We start from the raw sequence: 24,202 nt of genomic DNA, 5'->3' as shown, positions 1-24,202 counted from the left end.
TTGCTTATTTGGCGCTGGCGCTGAACCACTTGGCGACGATCTGCGCGTAGGTGCCGTCGGCCTTGAGCTTCTCGATGGCGCCGTTCACGGCCTTGGTGAGCTCGGGCGTGTCCTTGCGGATGGCCATGCCGTATTCCTCGGTGGTGATCTGCTCCGGCAGCACCTTCAGGCCGCCGCGCGTGCGCACGTACTGGTAGGCGGCGGGCTTGCCGGTCACGGCGGCATCGGCACGGCCGATGTCCACGAGGTTGAACATCTCCTGGTTCTTCTCGACTTCCATCAGCTGCACCTGCGGGAACTTCTCCTTGGTGTAGGCGACCGACTTGGTGCCCACCTGCACGCTGACCTTCTTGCCGTTGATGTCGGCCGGCGTCTTGATGGCCGTGTTGCCGTCCTTCACCATCACCACGAGGCCGCCCGCGTAGTAGGGCACGGTGAAGTCGACGACCTTCTTGCGCTCGTCGGTGATGTAGATGGCCGACACGGCCATGTCGAAGCGCTTGGAGATCAGGCCCGGCACGAGGCCCTTGAAGTCGATGTCGATCCATTCGATCTTGCGGCCCAGCGTCTTGCCGATGGCCTCTACCAGCTCCACGTCGAAGCCCGTGCGCTTGCCGTTCTCCACGTACTCCATCGGCGGAAAGGTGGCGTCGGTGGCCACGCGCAGCGGCTCGCCCTGGGCTTGCGCGCTGGCGGCGAGGCCGAAGAACGCAAGGCTGGAGAGTGCGGCGGCGATGAGGGTGCGGCGGGTGTTCATGTGAAGGCTTCCGTGGGTTTGAAAAGGAAAGAAGGAAAGGCGGCGATGGCTATTGCAGGGCGCGCGAGATGCGCGCCGCGGTGACGACGGTCATGTGGACCCATGCAGCTTCCATGCCCCCGGCGCGCGTGAGCGGCGCCATGAGCGTGATCGCGCCGCGCAGGCGGCGGCCCGGGCCGAGCACCGGTGCGCTGGCGCCCCAGACGCCGGCATCGACCTCGCCGTGGGTCACGGCATGGCCGGCCTCGCGAATCGCGTCGAGCTCGGCGGCACGTTCGGTGCGCCGCTCGGGGCTGTCGCCGAGCGCGTCGAGCAAGGCGTCGCGCTGATCGAGCGGCAGATGGGCCAGCAGGCACTTGGCGCTGGCGCCGTCGCGCGCCGGCACGCTGCGGCCCCGGTCGAACGAGCAGCGCAGCGACTGCTCGCTGTCGATCATCTCGAGGCACACCACGCGGTCGTTCACGGCCGTGACCAGCGCCACGCTTTCATGGCTCTGCTGTGCGAGCGCGCGCATGTCGGCACGCGCGGCCATGACGAGGTCGGAGTTGCCGTCGAAGCCGCTCGCGAGCTGCACGCTCACGGGGCCCGGTGAGTAGCGCCCGTCGGTCTCCATCACGAAGCCCCAGCGACGCAGCACCGCGATCTGCCGGTACAGCGTGCTCTTGACGAGGCCCGTGGCTTCGACGAGCTCGGCCGCGCTCATCGCCGACTTGCTCTGCGCCAGCACCGACAGCACGCGCAGCGCGCGCTCGTTGTGGGCCGGAGCATCGAGGGGGAGCGTCATGGCAGGGCGGTGGCGGGAGTCCGAGGCAGAGACGGCGTGCAGTATCTTGCGCGCCGTCCCGGGCTCCAAGCCCTCATTCCCACCCAGTGGGAATGCCGGCGTCTTTTTGCTGCCGGTGCCGCGCGAACCCGCGTGCGGCGGGCTCACTCCGGCTTGATGTTCCTTTTTCGGATCACGGCCGACCAGCGGGCGCTTTCGCTCTGGATGTTGGCGGCGATGTCCTGCGGCTTGCCGGTGCCGGGCTCGAGGCCCAGGCCCGCGAACTTCTCCTTCATCTCGGGCCTGGCCAGCACGCGCGCCGTTTCTGCGTTGAGGCGCTCGACGATGGGCGTCGGCGTGCCGGCCGGCGCCATCAGCGCATACCAGGAGATGGCCTCGAAACCGGGCAGGCCCTGCTCGGCCACGGTGGGCAGCTCCGGCATCGCGGCCGAGCGCTTGAGGCTCGCGAGGCCGATCGCCCGCAGCTTGCCGCTCTTGACGAAAGGCAGCACGGCCGAGAGCGAGCCAAACATCATCGTGACCTGTCCGCCCACCACGTCGTTGAGCGCCGGGCCGATGCCCTTGTAGGGCACGTGGATCAGCTGCACGTCGCCGTCGAGCGCCATCAGTTCGCCGGCCAGATGCGCCTGGCTGCCGGCGCCGGGCGATGCGAAGCTCAGCGTGCCGGGCTTCTGCCTGGCGAGCGCGAGCAGCTCCTTCACCGACCTGGCCGGCACGGACGCATTGACGACCAGCACGTTCTCGACCACGGCGAGCATTGCGACCGGCTGCAGCTCCGACACCTTGTAGGGCAGCGACGGAAAGAGGCTCGGGTTCACCGCGACATTGCCGACCGGCACGATGCCGAGCGTGTAGCCGTCGGGCGCGGCCTTGGCGATCTGCGCCACGCCGATGTTGCCCGCGGCGCCGACCTTGTTGTCGATGATGAAGGGCTGGCCCAGCGTGTCGACCAGCTCCTGGCCGAGGATGCGGGCCACCGCATCGGCCGGACCGCCGGGCGCGAACGGCACGACGACGTGGATGGGTTTTTCGGGATAGGCCTGCGCATGCGCGAGCCATGGCGCGGCGCAAAGCAACAGGGGCAACAGGACGGCCGCACGGCGGTTGATCGACATCAGAGTTCCTCGAAAGGGGGAATGGCACGAAGGGAGATCGCCGCAAGAACGTCGTAGTCCGCAGGATCGGGCGAGACGAAACCTGCAAGCAACAACCGTTCCGTCACGGCCGCGAGCTCGGGCGTGCGGGTGGCTTCCTGCAATGCGCTGCGAATGCACGCGAGCTCGCCGGGCGTGAGCGGCGTCGTTGCGACGAGCGGCGGGATCGGCATGGCCTCGGTGCTGTCGACGATGCGCACCTTCTGCGCGAGCGCCGGCTCGTTGCGCCGCAGCAGGTCGTGGTAGTAGCTGTCGAGCGGGCCCACGTCGATGCGGCCCTCGACGAGGGCCTCGATCACCCCGCGTGCATGGATGAGGCCGCCGACGGCGCCGCGGTAAAGACGCATGCCGCGCGCCGCGCGATACGGCGCGAGATGGTTGCGCAACGCCACGCCGCCCGACATCGAGTCGGCCAGCGTGTAGCCCACGATGCCGCCGAAGGTGTCTTCCAGCGTTTCGAAGGCCGAGCCGGTGCGCACCACGATGTCGGTGAAGTACACCGGGCGGCCGCCATAGCGCGCAGGCGAAGGCAGCGGCGCAGCCACCAGCGTGGGGCGCGGCGCGCGCTGCGAGAACGGCAGGCCGCACATCATCGCGAGCCCGAGGTCGTCGCGCGCCCACAGCGCGGAAAGCGGCGCGGGCGCGTCGTAGTCGATCACGTCCCACGCGAGGCCGGCGCGTGCCAGCGCCCACGCGAGAAGCTGCTTCCAGTCGGCGCGCACCGAGGCGGTGGCCGAGTACATGCGCGCGTTGGCGACGGGCGTCATCGCAATGGTTCCGATGCGCCGGTCAGCGGAAGCGCAGTTGCTGGCCGAGCCCCATCTTCTTCGCCTTCGCGAGCATCGCCGCGCCGAGCGCGATGTCCGACAGCGAGAGGCCGCGATGCCAGAACAGGTTGGTCTCCTCGTCGCTCTCGCGCCCGGGCTTCAGGCCCGCGACGATCTGGCCGAGCTCGGCGTGCAGCGTCTTTTCCGACAGGCGACCGCTGTCGACGTGTGCGCGCAGTGCACCGAAGGGGCCGGCCTTGGCCTGACCCCAGTCGTCCATCACCATCTTGTCCATGATGTCGGTCAGCGACAGCTCGACCGCGCTCATGGTGCCGTACGGAATGATGCAGGCGCCCTTCTTGATCCACTCGGTCTTGAGCACCGGCTCGGGCTTTTCGAGGCGCGAGGCCTCGACCACGATGTCGGCGCCGCGCACGCACGATTCCCAGTCCTCGGTCACGACGATCTTCTTGCCGAGGTCGCGCTCCAGCGTGGCGGCAAAGGCGTTGCGGCTCTCGGGCCGGCGCGAGTGCACGCGGATCTCGTCGAAGTCGAAGATCGAGTCGAGCAGGCGCACGTTCCAGTACGAGGTGCCGCGCGCGCCGATGTGGCCCAGGATCTTCGAATTCTTGCGCGCGAGGTGCTTGGCGCCGATGGCCGTGATCGCGCCGGTGCGCATGTCGGTGATGTCGGAGGCATCGACGATGGCCACCGGCACGCCGGTCTTCGGGTCGAACAGGTTCAGCAGCGCGAGCTCCGACGGCAGGCCGACCTGGTAGTTGCGATAGAAGTCGCCTACCACCTTCACGCCCGCCACGCCGAGCGGACGGATGTAGCCGCGCAGCACGTTGAAGTGGCCCGGGTAGTCCTTCTCGGGCACCAGGTGCATGCGCGGCTCGATGGTGGTCTCGCCGCGGCCTTGGGCCACCAGGCCCTCTTCGACGGCCGCGACGATCTCGGCATCGGTCATCGCAAGCGCCTGCACGTCGAGGTGGTTCAGGTAGTGCAGGTAGATGGGTTCGGAATTCGTTTCGGCAGACATCGCATCATCCTTTCTTGATCATCGGCAGATTGAGGCCCTGCTTCTTCGCGGTGGCCACGGCAATGTCGTAGCCCGCGTCGGCATGGCGCATCACGCCGGTGGCCGGGTCGTTCCAGAGCACGCGCTCGATGCGCTTGGCCGCGGCGTCGGTGCCGTCGCACACGATCACCACGCCCGAGTGCTGCGAGTAGCCCATGCCCACGCCGCCGCCATGGTGCAGGCTGACCCAGGTGGCGCCACCCGCGGTGTTGAGCAGCGCGTTGAGCAATGGCCAGTCGCTCACCGCATCGGTGCCGTCCTTCATGGCTTCGGTCTCGCGGTTGGGGCTGGCCACCGAGCCGGTGTCGAGGTGGTCGCGGCCGATGACGATGGGCGCCTTGAGTTCGCCGCTCTTCACCATCTCGTTGAAGGCCAGGCCCGCGATGTGGCGCTCGCCCAGGCCCAGCCAGCAGATGCGCGCCGGCAGGCCCTGGAAGGCGATGCGCTCGCGCGCCATGTCGAGCCAGCGGTGGGTGTGGGTGTTCTCGGGGAACAGCTCCTTGATCTTGGCGTCGGTCTTGTAGATGTCTTCCGGGTCGCCCGAAAGCGCGACCCAGCGGAACGGGCCCTTGCCTTCGCAGAACAGCGGGCGGATGTAGGCCGGCACGAAGCCCGGGAAGTCGAACGCGTTCTTCACGCCTTCGTCGAAGGCGACCTGACGGATGTTGTTGCCATAGTCGACCGTGGGGATGCCCATGGCCTGGAAGTCGAGCATGGCCTGCACGTGCACGGCGCACGACTTGGCCGCGGCTTTCTTGAGCGCGTCGTGCTGCGAGGCGTCCTTCATCGCGGCCTGCCATTGCGGCACGCTCCAGCCCGAAGGCAGGTAGCCGTTGATCAGGTCGTGCGCGGAGGTCTGGTCGGTCACGAGGTCGGGCTTGAGTCCGCCGGCCTTCGCGCGCTTCACGAGCTCGGGAAGGATGTCGGCCGCATTGCCGAGCAGCGCGATCGACACGGCCTCCTTCGCGTCGCAGTGCTGCTGGATGAGCTCGAGTGCGTGGTCGATGTCGCGCGCCTGCTTGTCGACGTAGCGCGTGCGCAGGCGGAAGTCGATGCTGGTCTGCTGGCACTCGATGTTGAGCGACACCGCGCCCGCGAGCGTGGCCGCGAGCGGCTGCGCACCGCCCATGCCGCCGAGGCCGGCCGTGAGGATCCACTTGCCTGCGAGGCTGTTGCCGTAGTGCTGGCGGCCGGCCTCGACGAAGGTCTCGAAGGTGCCCTGCACGATGCCCTGGCTGCCGATGTAGATCCAGCTGCCGGCCGTCATCTGGCCGTACATGAAGAGGCCCTGGCGGTCGAGCTCGTTGAAGTGCTCCCAGGTGGCCCACTTGGGCACGAGATTCGAATTGGCGAGCAGTACGCGCGGCGCGTTCTCGTGCGTCTTGAACACGCCGACCGGCTTGCCCGACTGGATGAGCAGCGTCTCGTCGTCGTTCAGCTCCTTCAGCGACGCGAGGATCTGGTCGTAGCAGGCCCAGTTGCGCGCGGCGCGGCCGATGCCGCCGTACACCACGAGGTCTTGCGGACGCTCGGCCACCTCGGCGTCGAGGTTGTTCTGCAGCATGCGGTAAGGCGCCTCGGTGAGCCAGCTCTTGCAGCTGAGCGTGCTGCCGCGCGGGGCGCGGATCACGCGCGTGGGGTCGTGGCGCGGATCGGTGTTTTGCAGCGGGAGCTTTTCGGGTGCGTTCATGGCGAGGTTCTCCTTGATCGGTGTTCAGGCGTGACTGGGCAGGATGTTCAAGAGCGCGGCCGGCAATTCAGCCTTCAGCGCCCACTGGCGCATGGCTTCAATGTCGGGCGCGAGGTAGCGGTCGCGTTCGAGGAAGGCGACCTTCTGGCGGATGGCGGCGAACTCCGCCTCCACCAGCGGGGAGCTTTTCAGCTTTCTCTTGAGTTCGATGCCTTGCGCAGCGGCCATGGCCTCGATGCCGACGACAACAGCCGTGTTGTTGACCATGTCGCCGAGCCGGCGCGCCGCGAAGGTGGCCATCGAGACGTGGTCTTCCTGGTTGGCCGAGGTGGGCAGGCTGTCGACACTCGCGGGATGGGCGAGCGACTTGTTCTCCGACGCGAGGGCGGCAGCCGTGACCTGCGCGATCATGAAGCCCGAATTCAGGCCGCCGTCGCGCACCAGGAACGGCGGCAGGCCCGACAGGCCGGTGTCGAGCAAGAGCGCGATGCGGCGCTCGGCAATGGCGCCCACTTCGCTCACGGCCAGCGCGATGATGTCGGCCGCGAAGGCCACCGGCTCGGCGTGGAAGTTGCCGCCCGAGATCACTTCGCCCGTGTCGCAGAACACCAGCGGGTTGTCCGATGCGGCATTGGCTTCGATCACCAGCACGCGCGCGGCATGCGCGAGGTTGTCGAGGCAGGCGCCCATCACTTGCGGGATGCAGCGCACCGAATACGGGTCCTGCACGCGGCCGCAGTCGGCATGCGACGGCACGATCTCGCTGCCTTCGAGCAGCGTGCGCACCGCGCCCGCCACCGCGATCTGTCCCGGCTGGCCGCGCGCGGCATGGATGCGCGCGTCGAAAGGCTTGATCGAACCCTGGATGGCTTCGAGCGAGAGCGCGCCCGACATCAGCGAAGAGGCGAACACGTCTTCCGCGCCGAACAGGCCGGCGAGCGCGAGCGCGGTCGACACCTGCGTGCCGTTGAGCAGCGCCAGGCCTTCCTTGGGGCCGAGCACGAAGGGCTCCAGGCCGACGAGGCGCATGGCTTCGGCACCGCTGACCACGGCGCCCTCGGCCGTGGTGGCTTCGCCCTCGCCGATCAGCACGCAGGCCATGTGGGCGAGCGGTGCGAGGTCGCCCGAGGCGCCGACCGAACCCTTGCACGGAATGCGCGGCATGACGCCCGCATTGAACAGGGCCAGCAGCGCATCGACCAGCGCGGGCCGCACGCCCGAATGGCCGCGCGCCAGGCTCACGGCCTTGGTCGCGAGCACCACGCGCACCACCGGCGCGGCCAGCGGCTCGCCCGTGCCCACGCTGTGCGACAGCACGAGGTTGCGCTGCAGTTCGGCCAGGTGGTCGTTGCCGATGCGCGTGCTCGCGAGCTTGCCGAAGCCGGTGTTGATGCCGTAGACCACCTGGTCGTTGTCGACGATGTGGCGCACCGCCGCTTCGGCGCGCGCCATGCCCTCCTGCACCGAAGGATCGAGCGCCAGCCGCACGCCACCGGCCTGGATGCGGCGCAGCATGGCGAGATCCACCTTGCCGGGCGCGAGGGTCAGGGTGGTGGCGGTGTGTTTGCTTGTTGGCATGTGAACCTGTCTATACAAGTGGTTGCGAGAGAAAACCTTCGGTTTCCGTGACGAAAAAGTCAGCCGAAGGACGGGTTGCCGTCGGCCTTGAAGCGGCTGCCCAGGCTGTAGCGCGACGCCGGATGCAGGCAGCGCACCCAGGTGACCGGCGTGTTGCGCGTCCAGGTGCGGCGCGTGAGCAGCAGGCAGGGGTCGGTGGGCTCCATCGCGAGCCGGCCCGCCTGCTCCGCGGTGGGCAGCACGGCATCGACCACGTGCTCGATCTGGTCGAAGGGCACGTTGCGCACCAGGTACTCGCTGGGCGGCACGGCGGCAAAGTCCTGCTCGAGGTAGTCGGGCACGACCAGCGGATTGACGTAGCGCTCCTCCAGCTGCACCGGCGTGTCGTTCTCCAGGTGCAGGCAGACGCTGTGGAACACCGAGGTGCCCGCGCGCATGTCGAGCCAGGCGGCCACGTCGGGCGAGGCGGCCAGGCGTTCGACCGCGAGCATCTCGCAGCGGTAGTCGTGCCCGCGCTGGCGGATCTCGCTCGCGATGTTGGCGATCTGCAGCAGCGTGGACTGCGGCTTGTTCTCGGCCACGAAGCTGCCGACGCCGGCCACGCGCACGATGCGGCCCTGCTCCATCAGCTCGCGCAGCGCGCGGTTCACCGTCATGCGCGAGATGCCGAACTGCGCGACCAGCTCGCTCTCGGAAGGCAGGCGATGGCCGGCCGGCCAGGTGCCGTCCTGGATCCTGCGGGAGATGTGATCCTTGACTTGCGCATAGAGCGCGAGGGACGGCAGGTCGCGTTTCATTTCAGGCCTCCCGCCGGGCCGCCCCAAGGCAGGCCTGCACCCCCTCGGGGGGCAGCGAATACACGAAGTAATGAGCGTGGGGGCTCATGTCAGTGCTCGGCCGCGGCCATCGACTCGGCGCGGATCTCTTCGGTCAGCCGCGCCTTGATTTCCATGAACTCCGGCGAGGTCTTGATGGTGTAGCTGCGCGGATGCGGGAAGTCGACCGCGATCTCGGTCTTGATGCGCCCCGGCCGCGCGCTGAACACCGCCACGCGGTTGGCCATGAAGATCGCCTCGTCGATGTCGTGCGTGACGAACAGCACCGTCTTGCGCGCCGACTCCCAGATGCCGAGCAAGAGCTCCTGCATCAGCACGCGGGTCTGGTTGTCGAGCGCGCCGAAGGGCTCGTCCAGCAGCAGCATCTTGGGGTCGTTGGCGAGCGCGCGCGCAATCGCGGTGCGCTGCTGCATGCCGCCCGAGAGCTGCTTCGGAAAATGGTGCTCGAAGCCGCGCAGGCCCACCTTGGCGATGAAGAACTCGCTGCGCTCCTTCTGGTCGGCCTCGCTCATGCCGCGCTCGCGCAGGCCGAAGCGGATGTTCTGCGCCACCGTGAGCCACGGGAACAGCGTGTAGCTCTGGAACACCACGCCGCGGTCCGCGCCCGGGCCGTCGATGCGCTCGCCGTCGAGCAGCACCTGGCCGGTGGTCGGAAAGTCCAGCCCCGCGACGATGCGCAGCAGCGTCGACTTGCCGCAGCCCGAGGGGCCGAGGATGGTGACGAAGTCGTTCTCGCGCACCTCGAAGTCGATGGGCAGCAGCGCCTGCGTGCTCTGGCCCTTGGTGCCGGCGAAGACGCGCGACACGCCCTGGATGGAAAGTTGGTCCTTCATCAGAGTGCAGCCCAGGCGAACATGCGGCGGTTGAGCGCCTTGAAAGCGAAGTCGGACACCAGCCCGATGACGCCGATCACGATGATCCCGAAGATGATCTGCCCGGTGTTCAGGAGCGCCTGGCTGTCGGTGATCATGTGGCCGATGCCCGACGAGGAGCCGATGAGTTCCGCCACGATCACGTAGGTCCAGGCCCAGCCGAGCACCAGGCGCAGCGTCTCGGCAATGCCGGGTGCGGCGCCCGGGATGAGCACGCGCGCCACGATGCCGCGGCTCTTCGCGCCCAGCGTGTAGGCGGCCTCGACGAGGTCGCGCCGCGCGCCGCCCACCGTGACTGCCACCATCAGCACGATCTGGAAGAACGAGCCGATGAAGATCACCAGCAGCTTCTGCATCTCGCCCAGGCCCGCCCACAGGATGAGCAGCGGAATGAAGGCGGAGGCCGGCAGGTAACGGCAGAACGAGACGAAGGGCTCGAAGAAGGCCTCCACGGCCTTCCAGGTGCCCATGGCAATGCCCAGCGGCACCGCCAGCACGGCGGCCAGCAGGAAGCCGCCGAACACGCGCCACACGGTCATGCCCACGTCGCCGATGAAGCCGAACTCGGCGAACAGCATCCAGCCTTCCTTCAGCATGGTCACCGGGCTGGCCAGGAAGGTCGGCGGCACAAAGCCGCCGAGCGTGGCAATGGACCACACGAGCACGAAGGCCACGAAGAAGCCGAGGCCGAGCAGCACGCGGGCACGCCCGCCGATGGGCTCGAGCGGCGCGAGCGAACGGCGCCGCACGGGCGCGGCGGCCTGGGGGGAAACGGACGATGCAGGCGGCGCCGCGCGCGGCGGCACCTGCGGCAGTGCCTTACTTGACGAAGCTTGCATCGAAGGTGGCTGCGTAGTCTTCAGGCGCCTTGCGGATCACGCCGGCCTCCAGCAGGATGGGCGTGGCTTCCTTCATGAAGCTGGTGAGCTCGCCCGCGAAGAATTTCTGGTTGGCCGCCTTGTCCTGCCAGCGCAGGTAGGCCGACGACTTGGCGAACTGCTCGCCGGTCTGCTTCACGGCCGAGCCCATGAGTTCGTTGGCCTTGGCCGGGTCGGCCTTGATCATGTCGAGCGCGTCGAAGTACGACTTGGTGAGCGCGGCGGCGGCCTTGGCGTTGGCCTTGAGCCAGGTGGGCGCGCAGCCCACGGTGTCCATCACCATCGGGTAGTCGAGCGTGGTGGCCAGGATCTTGCCGGCGGTGGGGTTGGCGCGCACGGTCGACAGGTAGGGCTCGTAGGTCATGGCGGCATCGTTCTGGCCGGCCACGAAGGCTTGCGCCGCGGGCTGCGGCTCGAGCGAGACCACCTTCACGTCCTTCAGCGTCATGCCGTTCTTGTTGAGCATCCAGGCCAGGCCGAAGTAAGGCGCGGTGCCGGGCGCGCTCACGCCGATGGTCTTGCCCTTGAGGTCGGCGAAGCTCTTCACGTCGTTGCGCACCGCGAGGCCGTCGGCGCCGTAGGACTTGTCCATCTGGAAGATCTGCACGATGGGCACGCCGTTGGCGTTCCAGGCCACGTGCGTTTCCACCGTGGTGGCCGCGCACTGGATGGCGCCCGCGGCCAGCGCCAGGTGGCGGTCCTTCTGCGGAATCATCTTGAGCTCGACGTCCAGGCCGTTCTTCTTGAAGATGCCGGCCTTGTCGGCCAGCGAGAGCGGCGCGAAGCCGGTCCAGCCCGACATGCCGAGCGCGATCTTGGTTTCCTGCGCGGCGGCCGTTTGGGCCATGCCTGCTGCACACGCACCTGCTGCCAGCAGCGAAGCGACTTTCACAACTACCGTCTTGACCATGGGTACTCCTGGGTCTGTTTTCTAGGAAAAGGCTCGGCGATGCGCTCCCGACCACGGGCTGCGCGCGCCTCGCATTGTTGCCAAGCACCCCAACTTGTATATACAGGATAACCCGAGAGGACCGTTTCGGTGCATTCCTTAAGCAAAAATGCACCAGATTGCTGTCTATACAGGGAGGGCGGCGGGACGGGCTTCACGATTGCAAACCTCGTGCCACAGTCATATCGATGCCGCTGGGGGACAATCGACGCCTCCCCCTTCTTGCCATCCCCATCCTTCGCATCCGCTGCCTGTGTCCTCGCTCGCTCCCCTCCCCCTCGACGCCCCCGGCAGCAGCAGCGCCCCCGCCGACATCCTTCACGAAGTCTTCGGCTATTCGCAGTTCCGCGGGCCGCAGCAAGACATCGTCGACCACGTGGTGGGCGGCGGAGACGCACTGGTGCTGATGCCCACGGGCGGCGGCAAGTCGCTGTGCTACCAGATCCCGGCCATTGCGCGGCAGCGTGCGGGGCGCGGTGTCTCGGTGGTGGTGTCGCCACTGATCGCGCTGATGCACGACCAGGTCGGCGCGCTGCACGAGGCCGGGGTCAACGCGGCCTTCCTGAATTCCACGCTCGACTGGGAGCAGACGCAGGACGTGGAGCGCCGCATGCTGCGCGGCGAGATCACGCTGCTGTATGCAGCGCCCGAGCGCGTGAACACGCCGCGCTTTCTCTCGCAGCTCGATTCGCTGAAGGAGCGCGGCAAGCTCTCGCTGTTCGCGATCGACGAGGCGCATTGCGTGAGCCAGTGGGGCCACGACTTCCGGCCCGAATACCGCGCGCTGACGGTGCTGCACGAGCGCTATCCGGGCGTACCGCGCATCGCCCTCACCGCCACCGCCGATGCGCTCACGCGCGCCGACATCGTCGAGCGGCTTCAGTTGGAAGAAGCGCGCCAGTTCGTCTCCAGCTTCGACCGGCCGAACATCCGCTACACCATCGTCGAGAAGAAGGACGCGACCACGCAGCTGCTGCGCTTCATCGAACGCGATCATGAGGGCGACGCTGGCGTGGTCTATTGCCAGTCGCGCAAGCGCGTGGAAGACGTGGCCGTGATGCTGCGCGATGCCGGCATCAACGCGCTGCCCTACCACGCGGGCCTGGACGCGGCGGTGCGCCAGAAGCACCAGGACCGCTTCCTGCGCGAAGAGGGCGTGGTGATGGTCGCGACCATCGCCTTCGGCATGGGCATCGACAAGCCCGACGTGCGCTTCGTCGGCCACCTCGACATGCCCAAGAACATCGAGGGCTACTACCAGGAAACCGGCCGCGCGGGCCGCGATGGCGCGCCGGCCGACGCCTGGATGACCTACGGCCTGCAGGACGTGGTGAACCAGCGCCGCATGATCGACGAGAGCCCCGCGGGCGAAGAGTTCAAGCAGGTGATGCGCGGCAAGCTCGATGCGCTGCTCTCGCTGGCCGAGGCGAGCGACTGCCGCCGCGTGCGTCTGCTCGGCTACTTCGGCGAGAAGAGCACGCCCTGCGGCAACTGCGACAACTGCCTGAACCCGCCGCAGGTGTGGGACGGCACCGATGCCGCGCGAAAGCTGCTCTCCACCATCTACCGTGTGCAGCAGCTCAGCGGCATCAGCTTTGGCGCGGGCCACATCATGGACATCCTGCGCGGCAAGGAAACCGAGAAGGTCAAGCAGTTCGGGCATGAGCGCATCAGCACCTTCGGCATCGGCGCGGAGTTCAGCGAAGTGCAGTTGCGCGGCGTGCTGCGGCAGCTCATCGCCACGGGCGCGCTGGCCGTCGATGCGGAAGCCTTCAATACGCTGAAGCTCACGGAAGGCTCGCGCGCAGTGCTCAAGGGCGAAGCGAACGTGACGCTGCGCGAGTCGGTTTCGTCGCCGGCCGCGCGCGGCGGCAAGCCCCGGCGCGAGAAAGCGGCGCGCGGCGCCCCGTCTCCCGCGGCCGCGGCACTCGACGCCGACGGCCAGAAGCGCTTCGAGGCGCTCAAGGCCTGGCGCGCGGAAGTGGCGCGCGAGCACAACCTGCCGGCCTACGTGATCTTTCACGACGCCACGCTGGCGGCAATTTCCGAACGCGCGCCTGCGACGCTCGAAGACCTGCAGGGCATCAGCGGCATCGGCACCAAGAAGCTCGAGGCCTACGGCTCCGAGGTGCTGCGCGTCTGCAGCGCGTTCTAGCTGGGCTCCCCCCAGTCTCAGTTGGAGGGCCGCAGCGCGACCGGCACCGGACGCGTGAGCAGGTCGACATAGAGATCGAAGAAGCGCGCGTTGTCGAACTTCTTCACCACCGTCATCTTCTGCAGCACCGGCCCCGCGGGCCGCGAGGCATAGCCGACGGAGCGGCCGTTGTCGGCGGCGCCGGGCTTGGCGACCACGTCGACGTAGCGCTCGACGGTTTCGGTGGCATAGCCCGGGTCGATGAGATAGGCGAGCGTGAGCGTGTCCCAGATGTTCTGCGTGTAGGCCGGGTTGTTCTCGAAGCCGTTGGTGCCGCTGAAGCCGTAGCCGTTGAGCTTGCGGAACACCTCGGTCACGGCGGTGGGCGTGGCCGGATGCGCGATGCGGTCGTAGATCGGCTTGGTCAGGAACACGGTGTCGGTCACGTCCAGCGGCACCACCACCTGCGGAATCGGCAGCCGCACCACGAACTGCGCGGCGTCGGGGTCGAACCACCAGTTGAACTCGGCGTACCTGGTGGTGTTGCCCGGCACGTCGACCGCGCCGCCCATGTAGATGATCTTCTTGATCAGCGGCACGATCTCGGGGTTCTGCTTGACCGCGAGCGCGATGTTGGTGAGCGGGCCGATGGCCAGGATGGTGATCTCGTTGGGGTTGGCCTTCACGGTGTCGACAATGAAGTCGACCGCGCTCCTGCGCTGGAGCACCGTGTGGGTGGCAAAGCCGTCGGGCGAGGGCTTCAGGTCGGCATCGGTCTTGGGCTCGGGCGAACTCCAGGCGCCCAGGTAGCCGTCGCCGCCGGAGCCGGCCGCCATCTCGGCCTCGATGGTCGCGTGGTCGTGGTTGAACGCGTAATTCGCACCGGCATAGATGCCGATGCGGTCGCCCACGCCCAGCCGCTCGACCGACATCAGCGCGTCGGCCACGCCCTGCCTGAGCCACTGGTTGCCCGACACCACGCTGATGCCCATGACCTGCACCTTGCCCTCGGCCTGCAGCTGCGCGGCCATGACGCCGAGCTGGCCGTCGTCGCTCATGGTGTTGTAGTCGCTGTCGATGATGATCTTCTGCGCCGGAGGCGGCGAAGCGCCGAAACCCGGTGCGAGCCCGATGCCGCTGTTGCCGCCACCGCCGCCTCCACAGGCCGAGAGCGCCGTGGCGAGCAAAGCCGCCGCCATCCACCTGCGTCGCTGAATCCGAATCGTCATCCCGGCTCCTTTTCGAGTGCCTTTGCCATGTAGAACGAAATGCCAAACGTTTGCGCAAACGTTTGGCAACACTCTAAAGGGCCTGCCACGGGCGTGGCAAAGCGCAAGGTTTCAAGGGGTAACCGAGGCCGGTGCCGAGGTGGTTCAGCCCGGCGACGGAGCGGCTTCGACCAGGCGCATTTCGCGCAGCGGCGAGCGATGGAGCAGGTAGGGCTGCTCGTCGGCCGTCTCGGATTTCTCGAGCCCCGGCTGGGTCTTGGCCGAGGCCGAAACGGGGCAGGCGCCGCCGTTGCGCATGGCAAGCGCGGCCGCCAGCCGCGCCTCGGCCGGGTCGCCGAGCGGGTGGTCGAAATCGTCGGCGACGGCGCAGTCGGGCGCGAATCCGTCGCCGTAGTCGCCGAAGTTCTTGTTGTTGACGCCCTGGAACTGGATCGCGAAATAGCTGGTGCCGCAGTTGTCCTGCGGAGAGAAGCCATAGGGCTTGCCGCAGGTGGTGCCGCCCACGAGATTGACCTTGACGTCGATGCCGCGCAGGCCGTTGACGACCGCCTCGCTGGCCGAGCAGGTGTCGGGACCGACCAGCACCGTGACCTGCGGGAGGCCGAGCCTTGGCAGCGTCGCGCCCGTGCGGCTGGTGCCGAGGAAGGTATAGATGGTCTGCGCCAGCGTCAGGTGGAACGGGTTCTTGTCGTTGAAGGCCAGGCGCTCGAAAACCTTGCCCGAGGTGGTGGCCGATGAAGACACCATGGAGGCGAGCCGGTTGGCGATGTTGAGCTGGCCGCCGCCGTTGTAGCGCATGTCGAGCACCAGGTCCTGCACGCCGTCCTGCCTGAACTGGTTGAAGGCGTTGACAAGCTGCGACTCGGAGGTCGTGATGTGGTCGTTGAAGAGCAGATAGCCGACGCGGCCGCTGCCGGTGTCGATGCTCTTGACGTTCTGCACCGGCGTGCGCGTGATGCTTGCGGCTTCCAGCGTGACGGGCGCCTGCCGGACGCCGCCCACCTCGAAGACGAAGGTGTGCGATTCGCCGATGGTGGTGGGCGAGATGCCGCGGTTGATTGCGGTGGTGTTGGTGCTTGAGACCACATTGACGCCATCGATTTCGAGCACCTTGGCGCCGCGCGCGATGCCCGCCGTGGCCGCGGGCGAACCGGGTTCGGTGAACGCGATGCGCAGGTCGCGCGGACGCGAGTTGCGCACGAACGCGAACTCCATGCCGTAGCCCGGCGCCACGCCATTCTCCGAGAGCTGCCGGTAGCGCTCGGTGTCGTACACGTAGTGAAAGCGGTCCTTCGCGCGGCCCGACGCCGTGAGGGCGGGGCTCTTGAGCACGCTGAAGTAGGCCACCGGCGTGGCGTAGTCGGCGGCCTTGAGGGTGGTGGGCACCTCGCCGTACCAGAGGTAGGTCTCGTCGATCCAGCCGCGCACCCAGCGCTTCTCGTCGGTCAGCGTGCCGGGCTTGTCGGGGTACGCCGCCCCGTTGCGGGGTTGACGCCGGCGCGCGGCGCGGCGCACAGGCCGGCCACGGTGGCCGAGGCAAGGATGGCATCGTCGTCGCCGCCGCCATCGCCGCCGCTGGTGGGGGGCGTGGTGGCGGGCGGAGCGACGATCGGAAACCCGCCGCCTCCGCCCCCTCCTCCGCCGCCGCCGCCTCCACAGCCGGCCAGTGCGCAGACGACGCCGGCCAATGCGAATGCGGCCGCAGCCGATGCGGTGAAGCGCGGCGTCTCCCGCGCGTGTCCATTGCCCAAGCTCATCGAACCCTCCTCGTGTCCGCGGCGGCGGACGGTTTTTTCTTGTCTGCCGCGTCTGGGCGGCCTTCTTGCTTGCTGGCTACTGCATGAAGCCGATGCCGCGCGACTCGCGCACCTCGGGCTTGATGCGATGCTCGGCCTCGAGCTGGTCCAGGAATTCGGCGGCCGAGAACTCGACCGCGAGAATATCCGTCTGCCGCTTCACGGCCGCGAAATCCCCCGGGCACAGCTGGTGCAATTGCGCCAGCCGCGCCTTGATCTCCCCGGTGAGCAGCGCGGCATCGCCCGCCAGCGCCTCGGTCACGAACATGCGCTCGCGCTGCGGCGCGGTGAGCGGCATGAACTTGATCTTGAAGGTGAAGCGCCTGAGCGCCGCCTGGTCGAGCCGGTCGAGCAGGTTGGTGGTGCAGATGAAGACGCCGTTGAAGCGCTCCATGCCTTGCAGCATCTCGTTGACCTCGGTCACTTCGTAGGTGCGCTGCGCGCCGCGCCGGTCCTGCAGGAAGCTGTCGGCCTCGTCGAGCAGCAGCACGGCCTTCTCGGCTTCGGCTTCCTTGAACATGGCCGCCATGTTCTGCTCGGTTTCGCCGACGTACTTGCTCATGAGGTCGCTGGCCTGCTTGATGATCAGCGGCCGGCCGATGGCCTTGGCGATGTGCTCCGCCAGCGCGGTCTTGCCGGTGCCGGGCGCGCCGTAGAAGCACAGCGTGCCGTGGCCGCGCGCCTTGATCGCCGCCACGATGCGCGGGATCTCGAAGCGGGTCTCGACGTTGAGCATGTCGAGGTCGTAGGTGGTGACGCTGCGCCGCTCGCCCAGGCCGGTGTCGAGCGTGCCGAGCGCGAGGTCGGCGTTCTTGAGCTGGCGCTCGATCAGCGCCTCCATCGACGCGCCGTCGGCGGTCTGCGCCAGCCCCGCAAAGCGCACCGCGGTGCGGATCTGCGCGGGCGTGAGGCCCTTGCGCTCGGCCAGCTTGGCGGTGAAGGCCTCGGACACGACGATGCCTTCGAGCGTTTTCTTCACCAGCTGCTCGCGCGCACCGGGCGGCGGCGACTTGAGTTCCAGGTGATAGGCGAAGCGGCGCCGGAACGCCGGGTCGATCTGCTCGATGCGGTTGGTGACCCAGAGCGTGGGCACCGGGTTGGCCTCGAGGATCTGGTTGACCCAGGCCTTGCCGCTCACGCTGCCGCTGGTGGGCGCCGGAATCTGCTCGGCGCGCGCCATGAACTGCGCGGCCTCGGTGCTGATGGGCGGAAACACGTCCTCGACTTCGTCGAACAGCAGCGCGGCCTGCGCGCTGCCCTTGAGAAACACCTGCGCGATCTGCAGCGAGCGGTAGCGGTCGCGGCCACTCAGCGAGTTGCCGTCGCGGTCGGCGTATTCGACCTCGAACAGCTCGAGCCCCGCCGCCTGCGCCACCACCTTGGCGAGCTCGGTCTTGCCGGTGCCGGGCGGCCCGTAGAGCAGCACGTTGACGCCGGGCTCCTTGCGCGCCACCGCCGCGCGCAGCAGCGTGACGAGCATCTGCGCGTCTTCCTGGACGAAGGAAAAGTCGTGCGTGGTGAGCGCACTCTTGGCGGAAGGCCGCGTGAACACGGCCATCAATTCGTTGTGGTCGCGGTATTCGCGCATCAGCACCGGCGGCAGCTTCTCGCTGACCTTCATCAGGTCGGCCAGGTCGGTGATGTTGTGCTCGGAAATCAGGTTCTCGACCAGGCCGATGCGCTCCAGCCGAGAGCCCGCCCGCAAGGCCTCGCCCACCTCGGTGGCATTGACGCCCGCGATGTCGGCAATGGCGGCATAGGCCTCGGGCGCGTTGTTGACCTTGAACTCGACCAGCAGCGAACGCAGGTCGCGCTGATAGCGCGCCAGCGTGCCGTAGAGCAGCAGCGCGCGCTCGGCCTTGTTGAGCTGCAAGAGGCCCGCGAGCGCGTCGATGTTCTTCTCGACCAACGTCGACTGCTTGCGTAGCGCATGCGTGAGCCAGTCGCGCGTGACGGCCAGCACCGAGAGCAGGTCCTTCGGGTAGTCCTTGGCGTATTCGTCGAGATAGAAGAACAGCGTGCCTTCCTCGTAGGGCCCGCGCCACACGCCATGCCGCTCGAGCAGCGTGCGGCCGTCGAAATTCTCGACGCCCTTCCAGGCCTCGTTGCCGACGCAGCGCCGGCCGAGGAACTCGCGCAGCCGCTGCAGCACGGCAACCGGCCACACCAGGTGGCGGCCGGTGAGCGAGAGCAGGCCGTTGATGTCCCGGCGCACGTTGAAGCGCGGCCCCTGCTTGGCGGCCAGCGTGAGCACGAAGTGCGAACACATCAGCTCGAGCACCGGCGCACCCTTGAGCCCAGGCGACGGCAATGCCTGCCCGCGAACCGCAGCAGCCACCACATCGACACCCGCACGCTTGACCATCAGACAACCTCCGGACGAGGAACTTCCTGGAGCGACCATAACGCAGACTTTTGGCTTCGGGAAGACGCGGAAGCGGTAAAAACCCTGATGACGCGATTCCAGCCACAATGACCGCCATGGTCGGAATCGAAGAAATCCGGCGCGCCGCGGCGCGTCTCGAGGGTCAGGTGCTCAACACGCCCTGCGTCGAATCGCGCACGCTCTCCGAGATCGTGGGCGCGCAGGTCTACCTGAAGTTCGAGAATCTGCAGTTCACATCCTCGTTCAAGGAGCGGGGGGCGTGCAACAAGCTGGTCGATCTTCTGGAAGCCGACACGCGCGGCGACGGCAGGGAAGCGACGCGGGGCGTGGTGGCCATGTCGGCCGGCAACCACGCCCAGGGCGTGGCCTACCACGCGCAGCGGCTCGGCCTGCGCGCGCTCATCGTGATGCCCCGCTTCACGCCCGGCGTGAAGATCGAGCGCACGCGCGGTTTCGGTGCCGAGGTGGTGCTGCACGGCGACACGCTCGACGCGGCGCGCGCGCATGCGCTGGAACTGGCCGAACGCGAAGGGCTGACCTTCGTTCATCCCTACGACGACGAGGCCATCATCGCGGGCCAGGGCACGGTGGCGCTCGAAATGCTCGATGCCGTGCCGGACCTCGACACCCTGGTGGTGTCGGTCGGCGGCGGCGGGCTGATTGCCGGCATGGCCATTGCGGCGCGCGACCGGAAACCCGGCATCGAGATCATCGGCGTGCAGACCACGCGCTTTCCGGGCATGGTGAATGCCGTCAAGGGTACCCAGCACCCGCAGGGCAAGAGCACCATCGCCGAAGGCATCGCGGTCGGCACGCCCGGCGTGCTGACGCGGGAAATCATCGCCCGCATGGTGGACGACCTGCTGCTGGTCGACGAAGGCGACATCGAGCAGGGCGTGCTGATGCTGCTCGAAATCGAGAAGACGCTGGTCGAGGGTGCGGGCGCGGCCGGCCTGGCGGCGCTGATCCGGCATCCGGAACGCTTCAAGGGCAAGCGCGTGGGCCTGGTGCTGTCGGGCGGCAACATCGACCCGCTGCTGCTGGCGGCCATCATCGAGCGCGGCATGGTGCGGGCCGGCCGGCTGGCGCGCGTGCGGGTGAGCGCGCGCGATGTGCCGGGCTCGTTGGCCCAGATCACGGCCACTGTGGCGGAAGCGGGCGCTAACGTCGATGAAGTTCATCACCAGCGAGCGTTTACCATGCTGGCCGCCCAGAACGTCGACATCGAGCTGGTGCTGCAGACCCGTGGACGGGCGCATCTGGCCAGTGTGCTGGGCGCGCTGCATGACGCCGGCTTCGAGGCGGAAGAGCAGCACTGAACGGGGGGCTCGCAACCCCCTAGACCGCGCCGCCGGGGGCCGCCGGTAAAATGGCCGCAGTTCTTGTATTTGCGTATTCGAGGTAATTCAATGTCCAACCCTACTCCCGTCGAGCCCGGCCACGCCGCCGCCGTTGAAAAAGACGCCGTCGAATCGATCGTGCACCTGATGCCGCTCGTGCTCCCGCTGGCCGGTGGCGTGCTGATGCTGCTGCTGGCCTCCATCGCTGTCTACTTGGCCTGACAGCCGTTTGCGTCTTCGTCCGCGGGTTTTGCGGCCCGCGTTGACGCAGTCTCCCTAAGAGAAACGTTTTCTCAAACGGACCTCCGCGCCATCGCAGGCGCGGCGTCCCGTTCGGAAAGACGATTTTTCAACTTAGGAGATCTCCGATGAACGCACCCACGATGCAGGGCCTCGCCATTCAGGCACCCTCATACGTCAAGAACGCAAAACTGATTGCCTGGGTGGCCGAAATGGCCGCGCTTTGCAAACCCGAGGTCATTCACTGGTGCGACGGCAGCAAGGAAGAGTACGACCGCCTGTGCCAGCAACTGGTCGACGCGGGCACCTTCAAGAAGCTCGATCCGGTCAAGCGCCCCAATTCCTTCCTCGCGCTGTCCGATCCGAGCGACGTGGCGCGCGTCGAAGACCGCACCTTCATCTGCTCCGAGAAGAAGGAAAACGCCGGCCCCACCAACAACTGGATGGCCCCGGCCGAGATGCGCGCCACGCTGCAGCCGCTGTTCGACGGCTGCATGAAGGGCCGCACGATGTACGTGGTGCCGTTCAGCATGGGCCCGCTCGGCTCGCCCATCGCGCACATCGGCATCGAACTTTCCGACAGCCCTTACGTGGCGGTCAACATGAAGATCATGACCCGCATGGGCAAGGCCGTGTACGAGGTGCTCGGCACCGACGGCGAGTTCGTGCCCTGCGTGCACACCGTCGGTGCGCCGCTCGAGGCCGGCCAGAAGGACGTGGCCTGGCCCTGCAACAAGACCAAGTACATCGTCCACTACCCCGAAACGCGCGAGATCTGGAGCTACGGTTCGGGCTATGGCGGCAACGCGCTGCTGGGCAAGAAGTGCTTCGCGCTGCGCATCGCCTCGAACATGGGCCGCGACGAAGGCTGGCTGGCCGAGCACATGCTGATCCTCGGCGTGACCAACCCCCAGGGCAAGAAATACCACGTGGCCGCGGCCTTCCCGAGTGCCTGCGGCAAGACCAACTTCTCGATGCTGGTGCCGCCCGCCGGCTTCGAAGGCTGGAAGGTCACCACCATCGGCGACGACATCGCCTGGATCAAGCCCGGCAAGGACGGCCGCCTCTACGCGATCAACCCCGAAGCGGGTTACTTCGGCGTGGCGCCCGGCACCAACATGCTGACCAACCCGAACTGCATGGACAGCCTGGACCACGACGTGATCTTCACCAACGTGGCGCTGACCGATGACGGCGACGTGTGGTGGGAAGGCATGGAGCAGGACACCAAGACCCTGCCCGCACACCTGATCGACTGGCAGGGCAAGGACTGGACGCCGCAGATCGCCAAGGAAACCGGCGCCAAGGCCGCGCACCCGAACTCGCGCTTCACCGTGGCCGCCACCAACAACCCGGCGCTCGACGACGCCTGGGACGACCCGAAGGGCGTGGCGATCGACGCCTTCATCTTCGGCGGCCGCCGCTCGACCACCGTGCCGCTCGTGACCGAGGCCCGCAACTGGGTCGAAGGCGTCTACATGGCCGCCACCATGGGCTCCGAAACCACCGCCGCGGCCGCCGGCCAGCAGGGCGTGGTGCGCCGCGACCCGTTCGCGATGCTGCCGTTCATGGGCTACAACATGAGCGACTACTTCCAGCACTGGCTCGACCTGGGCAAGAAGCTCCAGGCCTCGGGCGCCAAGCTGCCCAAGATCTACACCACCAACTGGTTCCGCAAGGGCGCCGACGGCAAGTTCGTCTGGCCCGGCTACGGCGAGAACATGCGCGTGCTGAAGTGGATGATCGACCGCGTCGAAGGCAACGCCAAGGGCACCGAGCACATCACCGGCGTGAGCCCGCGCTACGAAGACCTGAACTGGACCGGCCTGGAATTCAGCGCCGAGCAGTTCGCCACCGTCACCAGCATCGACAAGGCCGCCTGGCAGGCCGAGCTGAAGCTGCACGCCGAGCTGTTCCAGCAGCTGGCGCACCACCTGCCGAAGGAGCTGCCGGAAACCAAGGCGGCCATCGAGCAGCGCCTGGCGGCCTGACGCCGGGCCGTGGCCCCCGAGTGCGGCCCGTGCGCACACGCAAAAAAGCTGCCCGGGAGGGCGGCTTTTTCATTGAGCGACTGGCGGCCGGCGCCGATCGATCAGTAGTAGCGCGAGCTGTTCATGCGGCGCATGGCTTCGTAGATCGTCGGCATGCGCGCTTCGCTGGAGCGTGCGGCCACGCGGGCCAGTGCGTCCACCTTGGCAGCGGCCGCGACCGACACCTTGCCTTCGGACTGCTGGCGCCACGTGGCGGCCTGCAGTTCCTGCATCACGCGCGGGTCGTTCTTCGCGGTTTCCAGGAAGCGGGCGTCGGCGCGGGCCGAAGCACGGCGCGCGGCGGCTGCGTTCCAGGCACCGGCCACGCGGGCCAGGGGAGCGCGCAGCGAGCCGGCGAACAGCGCGGCAATACCGAAAGCGGCGCCGCAGAGCACGGTCCAGGCGGCGAGCAGCGCGCCTTCGTCCCAATTGGAAACGAGCTTGTCGGCCACCACCATCACCGCCGCGACGACGGCGACGATCAGCAGGGCGATCAGCGGACGCGAACCGTTCGCGCCGGCGCGTGCGGCCTTGATCTGGCCGAACAGGATCTCGGCGCGCTGGACGCCGGGATGGACAGTGGGTTGGTCTACGTGGACAAAGCTGGTCATGATGGATCCCTCCGTGGGACGAATGGCTGGTGCCGATGGAGAGATATTAGGGTTTGCCCTAGTGTTTTGCCACTTTATCTTTCTGATGTTTATCATTCACATCACTGATGGACGTCAACTTTCGCACATTCGACCTCAACCTGCTCCGCGTCTTCGACGAGGTCATGGCGGAGCGCAACCTCACGCGCGCCGCGCGCAACCTGTCGATCACCCAGCCCGCGGTGAGCAATGCGCTGCGGCGCCTGCGCGAAGTGCTCGGCGACGAGCTGGTGAGCCGGGCGGGGGCGGGCGTGGAGCCCACGCCGCGCGCGCTGGCGCTCTGGCCCACGGTGCGCGACGCGCTGCGGCAACTGCAGCACACGCTGGCGCCGGGCGAGTTCGACGCATCGACCGCGGACACCACCTTCCTGCTGGCCATGGCCGACGCCACCGCCGCCGAGCTCATTCCCGGGCTGGTCCAAATCGTGGAGAAGGAAGCGCCCGCTGTCTCGCTGCGCGTGCTGCCGCTGACCACCCGCGATCCGCGGCGGATGCTCGAGCAGGAGGAAGTCGACATGGCGGTGGGCTACTTTCCGGCCGTGATCGCCAGCCTGGCGGCACGCGGGCAGTCGGGCGCGGGGGTGGCGTTCGAGACCCAGCGGCTCTACCTGGGCCAGTACGTGTGCGTGATGCGGCGCGGCCATCCGCTGGCGAATGCGCCGCTCACGCTGGACGACTATTGCGCGGCGCGGCACCTGCTCGTGAGCTTTTCGGGGCGCCCCTACGGCTTCATCGACCAGACGCTGGGCGCCTTGGGACGCGAGCGGCGCATCGTGGTGACCGTGAACCAGTTCTTCACCGCCGGCCGGGTGGTCGCGAATTCGGACCTGCTGACGGTGCTGCCGCGCCATTTCGTGACCGTGACCGGCATCGACGAGCAGCTGGTGCTGCGCGACCTGCCGTTCGACCAGCCGATGGTGCACGTCGACGCCATCTGGCATCGGCGCGCGCAGCACGGACATGCGCACGAGTGGCTGCGCACCGCGCTGCTGCGCTCCGCCGCGGCGGCCTTCGCGGATTCGGTCCTCGGGCAGAAGGTGCCCGGATGACT

General features: G+C 67.8%; 21 protein-coding genes. 5 read left to right on the top strand and 16 right to left on the bottom strand.

Translation table 11 applies throughout. The features are described from left to right. Positions 1-4: 4 nt before the first annotated feature. From VAPA_RS00960 to VAPA_RS00910, 11 genes are all read right to left on the bottom strand, one after another. On the bottom strand, positions 5-757 hold the full coding sequence (locus VAPA_RS00960; RefSeq protein ID WP_021004899.1) for a transporter substrate-binding domain-containing protein: 753 nt from the start codon (positions 755-757) through the stop codon (positions 5-7). Positions 758-806: 49 nt separating this feature from the next. Further along, entirely contained in the window at positions 807-1,541 is a 735-nt protein-coding gene (locus VAPA_RS00955) for an IclR family transcriptional regulator (RefSeq protein WP_041946281.1), read from the bottom strand. A 143-nt stretch (positions 1,542-1,684) separates the two neighbouring features. Further along, on the bottom strand, positions 1,685-2,656 hold the full coding sequence (locus tag VAPA_RS00950) for a tripartite tricarboxylate transporter substrate binding protein (protein ID WP_021004897.1): 972 nt from the start codon (positions 2,654-2,656) through the stop codon (positions 1,685-1,687). Continuing rightward, complete coding sequence (locus VAPA_RS00945) at positions 2,656-3,462, bottom strand: phosphate/phosphite/phosphonate ABC transporter substrate-binding protein (RefSeq protein ID WP_021004896.1); 807 nt, start codon at positions 3,460-3,462, stop codon at positions 2,656-2,658. Before VAPA_RS00945 ends, VAPA_RS00950 begins: the two co-directional genes overlap by 1 nt. A gap of 22 nt (positions 3,463-3,484) precedes the next feature. Then, entirely contained in the window at positions 3,485-4,504 is a 1,020-nt protein-coding gene (locus VAPA_RS00940) for an ornithine cyclodeaminase family protein (RefSeq protein ID WP_021004895.1), read from the bottom strand. 4 nt (positions 4,505-4,508) lie between these two features. Further along, positions 4,509-6,233 (bottom strand): urocanate hydratase, encoded by a 1,725-nt coding sequence (hutU, locus tag VAPA_RS00935; RefSeq protein WP_021004894.1) that lies wholly within the window; start codon positions 6,231-6,233, stop codon positions 4,509-4,511. A 24-nt stretch (positions 6,234-6,257) separates the two neighbouring features. Continuing rightward, positions 6,258-7,811, bottom strand: coding sequence for a histidine ammonia-lyase (gene hutH / locus VAPA_RS00930; RefSeq protein WP_021004893.1), 1,554 nt, complete (start codon positions 7,809-7,811; stop codon positions 6,258-6,260). Between the two features lie 59 nt (positions 7,812-7,870). After that, entirely contained in the window at positions 7,871-8,608 is a 738-nt protein-coding gene (gene hutC, locus VAPA_RS00925; RefSeq protein WP_041945964.1) for a histidine utilization repressor, read from the bottom strand. Positions 8,609-8,697: 89 nt separating this feature from the next. Beyond that, positions 8,698-9,480 carry an ABC transporter ATP-binding protein gene (locus VAPA_RS00920; protein ID WP_021004891.1) on the bottom strand — a complete coding sequence of 261 codons (783 nt, stop codon included), beginning with the start codon at positions 9,478-9,480 and terminating at the stop codon, positions 8,698-8,700. Continuing rightward, on the bottom strand, positions 9,480-10,358 hold the full coding sequence (locus tag VAPA_RS00915) for an ABC transporter permease (RefSeq protein ID WP_021004890.1): 879 nt from the start codon (positions 10,356-10,358) through the stop codon (positions 9,480-9,482). The genes VAPA_RS00920 and VAPA_RS00915 overlap by 1 nt, the downstream gene beginning before the upstream one ends. Further along, positions 10,339-11,307 (bottom strand): ABC transporter substrate-binding protein, encoded by a 969-nt coding sequence (locus tag VAPA_RS00910; protein ID WP_021004889.1) that lies wholly within the window; start codon positions 11,305-11,307, stop codon positions 10,339-10,341. Before VAPA_RS00910 ends, VAPA_RS00915 begins: the two co-directional genes overlap by 20 nt. A 292-nt stretch (positions 11,308-11,599) precedes the next feature. Here VAPA_RS00910 and recQ point away from each other — a divergent pair, with 292 nt between their 5' ends. Next, on the top strand, positions 11,600-13,501 hold the full coding sequence (recQ, locus tag VAPA_RS00905; protein ID WP_021004888.1) for a DNA helicase RecQ: 1,902 nt from the start codon (positions 11,600-11,602) through the stop codon (positions 13,499-13,501). A gap of 17 nt (positions 13,502-13,518) precedes the next feature. Here recQ and VAPA_RS00900 read toward each other — a convergent pair whose 3' ends face one another. The 4 genes from VAPA_RS00900 to VAPA_RS00890 all read right to left on the bottom strand — a co-directional run bounded on the left by VAPA_RS00900 (position 13,519) and on the right by VAPA_RS00890 (position 18,870). Beyond that, positions 13,519-14,709, bottom strand: a complete 1,191-nt coding sequence (locus VAPA_RS00900) for a nucleoside hydrolase (protein ID WP_021004887.1) — start codon at positions 14,707-14,709, stop codon at positions 13,519-13,521. Positions 14,710-14,853: 144 nt separating this feature from the next. After that, the gene (locus tag VAPA_RS00895) at positions 14,854-16,224 is read right to left on the bottom strand and encodes a S41 family peptidase (protein ID WP_021004886.1); all 1,371 of its coding nucleotides are present in this window, start codon (positions 16,222-16,224) and stop codon (positions 14,854-14,856) included. Beyond that, positions 16,155-16,466, bottom strand: a complete 312-nt coding sequence (locus VAPA_RS35015) for a hypothetical protein (protein ID WP_230558941.1) — start codon at positions 16,464-16,466, stop codon at positions 16,155-16,157. Before VAPA_RS35015 ends, VAPA_RS00895 begins: the two co-directional genes overlap by 70 nt. 76 nt (positions 16,467-16,542) lie before the next feature. Continuing rightward, positions 16,543-18,870, bottom strand: a complete 2,328-nt coding sequence (locus tag VAPA_RS00890) for an ATP-binding protein (RefSeq protein WP_021004885.1) — start codon at positions 18,868-18,870, stop codon at positions 16,543-16,545. Between the two features lie 116 nt (positions 18,871-18,986). On the opposite strand from VAPA_RS00890, the gene VAPA_RS00885 reads away from it, so the two are divergent. The 3 genes from VAPA_RS00885 to VAPA_RS00880 all read left to right on the top strand — a co-directional run bounded on the left by VAPA_RS00885 (position 18,987) and on the right by VAPA_RS00880 (position 22,462). Beyond that, a complete protein-coding gene (locus VAPA_RS00885) occupies positions 18,987-20,210 on the top strand; it encodes a threonine ammonia-lyase (protein ID WP_196232535.1) in 1,224 nt (407 codons plus the stop codon). A gap of 90 nt (positions 20,211-20,300) precedes the next feature. Next, positions 20,301-20,453: a hypothetical protein gene (locus VAPA_RS34780; protein ID WP_012745313.1), complete on the top strand. Its 153-nt coding sequence runs from the start codon at positions 20,301-20,303 to the stop codon at positions 20,451-20,453. 146 nt (positions 20,454-20,599) lie between these two features. Beyond that, on the top strand, positions 20,600-22,462 hold the full coding sequence (locus VAPA_RS00880) for a phosphoenolpyruvate carboxykinase (GTP) (RefSeq protein WP_021004883.1): 1,863 nt from the start codon (positions 20,600-20,602) through the stop codon (positions 22,460-22,462). Between the two features lie 101 nt (positions 22,463-22,563). On the opposite strand, the gene VAPA_RS00875 is transcribed toward VAPA_RS00880, so the two are convergent. Continuing rightward, on the bottom strand, positions 22,564-23,112 hold the full coding sequence (locus VAPA_RS00875) for a hypothetical protein (RefSeq protein ID WP_021004882.1): 549 nt from the start codon (positions 23,110-23,112) through the stop codon (positions 22,564-22,566). Between the two features lie 107 nt (positions 23,113-23,219). On the opposite strand from VAPA_RS00875, the gene VAPA_RS00870 reads away from it, so the two are divergent. Further along, the gene (locus VAPA_RS00870; protein WP_021004881.1) at positions 23,220-24,200 is read left to right on the top strand and encodes a LysR family transcriptional regulator; all 981 of its coding nucleotides are present in this window, start codon (positions 23,220-23,222) and stop codon (positions 24,198-24,200) included. Positions 24,201-24,202: the final 2 nt, after the last annotated feature.

The organism is Variovorax paradoxus B4, assembly GCF_000463015.1.
Lineage (GTDB): Bacteria > Pseudomonadota > Gammaproteobacteria > Burkholderiales > Burkholderiaceae_C > Variovorax > Variovorax paradoxus_E.
Note: the sequence above shows the minus strand (reverse complement) of the source record. Positions and strands in the feature narration are given on the sequence as shown.

What these genes read in the sequence shown, in the direction of transcription:
- VAPA_RS00940 (WP_021004895.1), bottom strand. Translation starts at nt 4,504, where the DNA reads ATGTCTGCCGAAACGAATTCCGAACCCATCTACCTGCACTACCTGAAC.
- VAPA_RS34780 (WP_012745313.1), top strand. Translation starts at nt 20,301, where the DNA reads ATGTCCAACCCTACTCCCGTCGAGCCCGGCCACGCCGCCGCCGTTGAA.
- VAPA_RS00875 (WP_021004882.1), bottom strand. Translation starts at nt 23,112, where the DNA reads ATGACCAGCTTTGTCCACGTAGACCAACCCACTGTCCATCCCGGCGTC.
- hutH (WP_021004893.1), bottom strand. Translation starts at nt 7,811, where the DNA reads ATGCCAACAAGCAAACACACCGCCACCACCCTGACCCTCGCGCCCGGC.
- hutU (WP_021004894.1), bottom strand. Translation starts at nt 6,233, where the DNA reads ATGAACGCACCCGAAAAGCTCCCGCTGCAAAACACCGATCCGCGCCAC.
- VAPA_RS00950 (WP_021004897.1), bottom strand. Translation starts at nt 2,656, where the DNA reads ATGTCGATCAACCGCCGTGCGGCCGTCCTGTTGCCCCTGTTGCTTTGC.
- VAPA_RS00910 (WP_021004889.1), bottom strand. Translation starts at nt 11,307, where the DNA reads ATGGTCAAGACGGTAGTTGTGAAAGTCGCTTCGCTGCTGGCAGCAGGT.
- hutC (WP_041945964.1), bottom strand. Translation starts at nt 8,608, where the DNA reads ATGAAACGCGACCTGCCGTCCCTCGCGCTCTATGCGCAAGTCAAGGAT.
- VAPA_RS00900 (WP_021004887.1), bottom strand. Translation starts at nt 14,709, where the DNA reads ATGACGATTCGGATTCAGCGACGCAGGTGGATGGCGGCGGCTTTGCTC.
- VAPA_RS35015 (WP_230558941.1), bottom strand. Translation starts at nt 16,466, where the DNA reads ATGAGCTTGGGCAATGGACACGCGCGGGAGACGCCGCGCTTCACCGCA.
- VAPA_RS00960 (WP_021004899.1), bottom strand. Translation starts at nt 757, where the DNA reads ATGAACACCCGCCGCACCCTCATCGCCGCCGCACTCTCCAGCCTTGCG.
- VAPA_RS00955 (WP_041946281.1), bottom strand. Translation starts at nt 1,541, where the DNA reads ATGACGCTCCCCCTCGATGCTCCGGCCCACAACGAGCGCGCGCTGCGC.
- VAPA_RS00920 (WP_021004891.1), bottom strand. Translation starts at nt 9,480, where the DNA reads ATGAAGGACCAACTTTCCATCCAGGGCGTGTCGCGCGTCTTCGCCGGC.
- VAPA_RS00915 (WP_021004890.1), bottom strand. Translation starts at nt 10,358, where the DNA reads ATGCAAGCTTCGTCAAGTAAGGCACTGCCGCAGGTGCCGCCGCGCGCG.
- VAPA_RS00880 (WP_021004883.1), top strand. Translation starts at nt 20,600, where the DNA reads ATGAACGCACCCACGATGCAGGGCCTCGCCATTCAGGCACCCTCATAC.
- VAPA_RS00945 (WP_021004896.1), bottom strand. Translation starts at nt 3,462, where the DNA reads ATGACGCCCGTCGCCAACGCGCGCATGTACTCGGCCACCGCCTCGGTG.
- VAPA_RS00885 (WP_196232535.1), top strand. Translation starts at nt 18,987, where the DNA reads ATGGTCGGAATCGAAGAAATCCGGCGCGCCGCGGCGCGTCTCGAGGGT.
- VAPA_RS00890 (WP_021004885.1), bottom strand. Translation starts at nt 18,870, where the DNA reads ATGGTCAAGCGTGCGGGTGTCGATGTGGTGGCTGCTGCGGTTCGCGGG.
- VAPA_RS00870 (WP_021004881.1), top strand. Translation starts at nt 23,220, where the DNA reads ATGGACGTCAACTTTCGCACATTCGACCTCAACCTGCTCCGCGTCTTC.